The sequence below is a fragment of the Acidovorax sp. FG60 genome, assembly GCF_057808995.1.
On sequence record NZ_JBMDJC010000049.1, the window covers coordinates 1 to 3215 of the forward strand.

The 3215-nt window shown below is 59.0% G+C and carries 3 protein-coding genes and 2 pseudogenes; 2 read left to right on the forward strand and 3 right to left on the reverse strand.

Annotated elements, in window-relative coordinates:
• Nucleotides 1-56: 56 nt before the first annotated feature.
• Both ACODS0_RS27890 and ACODS0_RS27895 read left to right on the forward strand, forming a co-directional pair.
• A pseudogene (locus ACODS0_RS27890) lies at nucleotides 57-158 on the forward strand (acyl-CoA dehydrogenase family protein); the annotation flags it as partial.
• Nucleotides 155-598, forward strand: a complete 444-nt coding sequence (locus ACODS0_RS27895; protein ID WP_488838478.1) for a PaaI family thioesterase — start codon at nucleotides 155-157, stop codon at nucleotides 596-598. The pseudogene ACODS0_RS27890 and the gene ACODS0_RS27895, both read left to right, overlap by 4 nt.
• Before the next feature lie 8 nt (nucleotides 599-606).
• On the opposite strand, the gene ACODS0_RS27900 is transcribed toward ACODS0_RS27895, so the two are convergent.
• From ACODS0_RS27900 to ACODS0_RS27910, 3 genes and pseudogenes are all read right to left on the reverse strand, one after another.
• Complete coding sequence (locus tag ACODS0_RS27900; protein ID WP_488838482.1) at nucleotides 607-1521, reverse strand: LysR family transcriptional regulator; 915 nt, start codon at nucleotides 1519-1521, stop codon at nucleotides 607-609.
• A gap of 166 nt (nucleotides 1522-1687) precedes the next feature.
• Nucleotides 1688-1835, reverse strand: a pseudogene (locus tag ACODS0_RS27905) (IS5/IS1182 family transposase); the annotation flags it as partial.
• A gap of 102 nt (nucleotides 1836-1937) precedes the next feature.
• Nucleotides 1938-3065, reverse strand: a complete 1128-nt coding sequence (locus ACODS0_RS27910) for an ABC transporter substrate-binding protein (protein ID WP_488838480.1) — start codon at nucleotides 3063-3065, stop codon at nucleotides 1938-1940.
• Nucleotides 3066-3215: the final 150 nt, after the last annotated feature.

Here is a 3215-nt window from a genome sequence, read left to right on the forward strand (position 1 = left end):
CGATCTTCTTGCCGTTGGGGGTGCGGCCCACGGCCTGCAGCACCAGGTCGTAGGTACGCTTCTACCGCGACGTGCGCTTGTTCCGCCTGTACGAGGGCACGACGCAGATCCAGCAGATCATTATCGCGCGCAACATGCTGCGTGCCCTGCGCGCATGAACGCACGCCTGCCGTTCACTTCGGAGGCCGCCCGTATGACGCCCGACCCCATCCCTTTCCTGCGCCTGTTGGGAGTGGTGGAAGAGGAAACCCCGGGCGGACAATGCCGTATGCACCTGCCCGACCTGCGTGACGAACTGTGCAACCAGTTGCCCGCCGCACACGGTGGCGTGATCATGACGCTGCTGGACGTGGCCATGGCGCGCGCGGCGACCTCGGCGCCCGAAGCGCCCTCACGCACGGCCGTCACGGTTGAAATGTCCTCGCGCTTTCTCCACCCGGGCCGTGGCCCATTGGTAGCCGAAGGCTTTGTGCTGAACCAGACGCGCTCGCTCTGCACCTGCCAGGCCAATGTGCTCAATGCGGAGGGTCGGATCGTAGCTACGGCAATGGGCACATTCAAGTACTGGCATGCCCCCTTGGGCAAGCCAACGCCCTGAACCTCCGATCAGGAGGCCTTGGCACCTTCTGACTGTCGGGCGTCCTCCACCAGCAACTCAACCAGCTCGCGCGCGAAGGCTGGCAATGCTTCGAGGCTGCGCACGCAAATCAGCATCTCGCGCAGAGCCCAGGGGTCCGTCAGCGGCACGATCGTGATCGCCATCGTCTGCGCATGTCGGCGCGCGGCCGACTCCGGCAGGATGCCCACGCCCACGCCAGCCTCGACCATGCGGCAGGCAGCCTCGAAATTGCTAACCTGGATGCGCTGTTTGATTGGACGGTGCAGTTGGTCACTCATCTGGCGCAGAAAGGCATGGATAGCGCTGGATTCGTGCAGGCCCACGTGGTCGTAGTCCAGCGTATCAGCAAAGGCCACCTCGGACTGGATGGCCAGTTGATGGCTCTTGGCCACCACAAGGGCCAGGCGGTCGTGCCGGTAGCGCAAGGTTTCCAAGCTTTCCGTGCGCACCAGGCCAGCGACTATGCCGATGTCCGTCTGTCCCTCGGTCACAGCGCGCACAATATCGTGCGAAAGCCGCTCGCGCAGGTCGATATTCACATCCGGGTTCTTGCTCAGATAGGCTCGTAACACCGGTGGCAGGTATTCACCCAGCGCCGTCGTGTTGGCGAATACGCGCACATGGCCTTTGATACCGCGCACGTATTCCTGCATGTCGCCGCGCAGGTGCTCAATCTGGCCCAGTACCGTACGCGCATGGTGCACGAAGGCCTGCCCGGGCGGAGTGAGCGTGACCCCTTGGCTGGTACGGTACAACAGCTTGATACCGATTCCCTCCTCCAGGTTCTTGATGCGGGTACTGGCCGCAGGTAGGGAGATGAAGGACAGCTCTGCACCACGGGTCATGCTGTTCGCCTCGGCGATATGAACCATCAAGCGCAGGTCTACAAGATCAAAGTGCATTGCCACGCGCAGATTCTATGCGCCCGATAGCAGCCGCAATCGGCAAACGCCACACATCGCAAGATGTTTTCGATACAACGCGATGAAAGGATTCCTTCGAAAAATGGAAAGCACGACAGTTCATAAAATCCCAAATTGCCTGCTAGCCTCACCATCCCATCCCCAATTGGCCTCGCCAACCGCTCTCGGAGGCATTGGGCTCAATCCGCGCTACCAGCTCAGCCCAGGGGAACCACTAGCTCCATGTCATCCAGGAATTCGCGCTTACGGGTGCGCTTGACGGCGTTGCTTGGGCCCAGGCTGCTTTGCTTCACGCTTGGATTGTCCCGCCCCTTCAGGCCTGCCCAGTCACATCACCCAGGGATTCGTGCAAAGAATCCCTAGAACCCTGAATGGGCGCTGTCAAGGTTGCCGCCTCAGCGTCGAAATTTACCGTCTGTTCCAATGATGGACAGATCCGCGAAATCCAGCCCGGTGTGATCGTCTGGGCCATAGGTCACTTCCAGCCCACCAAGGTCGAATTTTTTGATGCTCTCCAGCGCAGAGTAAATCTTCTCTCTGCTGGGTTTCGGGCCGGCGCGCTTGAGTCCTTCGACCAGCACCTTGGCGGCGGCAAAACCCTCCAGCATGGTAGGGCTAATGTCGTTCATACCCTTGGCCTTAGCCAACCCCTGGGCTTCTTTGACCATGCTGTACGTCACAGCCCGTTCGTTAGGGAACACTTGGGTGACAATCACACCGCGCGCATTTGCGCCCATGCTCTTGATGAAGCCAGCCGATGCGGCGTTGGACAGCGTCACGATCTGGGCTGCTGAGCCTGCGGCACGCAGTGCGTTGCCCGCTTCGACAACCGTGCCAGCTGCAGCAATCACCAGCACTGCCTGCGCGTCTCCTTTGGCCACTTTCGCGGCAATGAGCTTGAAATCAGGCTTGGCTCGGTCGAACTTCTCCGATGCCACAGGCGTCAGTTTGGTGGTCGCAAGCCCCTTTTGTGCCCCGAGCACGCCATCTGCACCAAAACTGTCATCTGAATAGATCACCGCTATGCGTGATACGCCGATGGTTGCCAAGTGGGTGATCGCTTTTTCCGCTTCGCGCTGGTAAGTCGCCCGCACATTGAAGATGTACTTGCGCACAGGCTGATGCAGCACCATGGCACCTGTGGAAGGCCCTACCAGTACAACGCCATGCTTTTCGAGCAGGGGAATGATGGCTTCGGTGTGCGGAGTGCCTCGCGTGAGGAACATGGCTGCAACATTTTGCTCCTCGATCAGCTTGCGGGCATTTTCTGCAGCCAGTTTGGGCTCGAACTTGTCATCCAGCGAGATGAGTTCAATTCTCTGACCATGTACACCTCCCTTTGCGTTCACTGCGTCAATGTAGAGCAGTGCGCCGTCAGTGGTTTCCTTGGCTCCAGCAGCAGCCTGACCAGAAAAACCTGTTGTTTGCCCAATCAGGATCTGTGCGTGAACCGCTGGTATCGTAAAGAACGTTAGAGCTAGCAGTGCAACATATTTTCCAAGGGTGCCAATTATTGTCATCATGTGCCTCTTTGATCTTGAAGGGGTAGGGTCAAGGGTGTTTCATAACAGCGTAGCTTTAGAAGTGGGCAACGGTAGGGAGGGAGAACCCCGTAGATACGGATAGGAAATTCAACCGCATGAGGCCAAGTATGGCACGAGTTTTGGGCCTCG

Coding starts and splice junctions, on each gene's coding strand:
- ACODS0_RS27895 (WP_488838478.1), top strand. CDS start 155: ATGAACGCACGCCTGCCGTTCACTTCGGAGGCCGCCCGTATGACGCCC.
- ACODS0_RS27900 (WP_488838482.1), bottom strand. CDS start 1,521: ATGCACTTTGATCTTGTAGACCTGCGCTTGATGGTTCATATCGCCGAG.
- ACODS0_RS27910 (WP_488838480.1), bottom strand. CDS start 3,065: ATGATGACAATAATTGGCACCCTTGGAAAATATGTTGCACTGCTAGCT.